At 63.1% G+C, this 352-nt stretch carries 1 protein-coding gene; it reads left to right on the forward strand.

Annotated features, from left to right (window positions below; translation table 11 throughout):
* Positions 1–316, forward strand: a 316-nt coding sequence (locus tag EVJ22_RS15595) for an ATP-binding protein (RefSeq protein WP_483297341.1), incomplete at its 5' end; no start/stop codon positions are given.
* Positions 317–352 lie beyond the last annotated feature (36 nt).

The following is a 352-nucleotide window of genomic DNA, read 5'->3' on the forward strand; positions in this document are numbered from 1 at the left end:
TCGGAGGGCGACGAGGATATCGAATGTCTCGGCGAAAGCTTGTTTGGTCTGGTCGGTGATCAACTCTGGATTCATGCCCGTCGCCCGTGTGATGACTTTTGTCTTTGATTCCGGCAACATCAGTTTGAACTTTTTTTTTTTCGTGGGCTCGGGCGGTTACGGCCTGATCGGCATGCGCGAGCGCGTCGCCCTGCACGGCGGCACCCTCACCGTCGGCCCGCAGACCGATGGGGGGTTCGCCGTAGTGGCCGACCTGCCGCTGACCACGGACGAGGCGGCCGAGGCGGCCGTCCAGCACGAGGGGGCATACCGATGACCGGAACCCGGCCGAACACACCGAGGATCAGGGTGC

Origin of the sequence: Exiguobacterium sp. SH0S7, from assembly GCF_004337195.1 — a bacterium.
Taxonomy (GTDB): Bacteria; Bacillota; Bacilli; order Exiguobacteriales; family Exiguobacteriaceae; genus Exiguobacterium; species Exiguobacterium aurantiacum_A.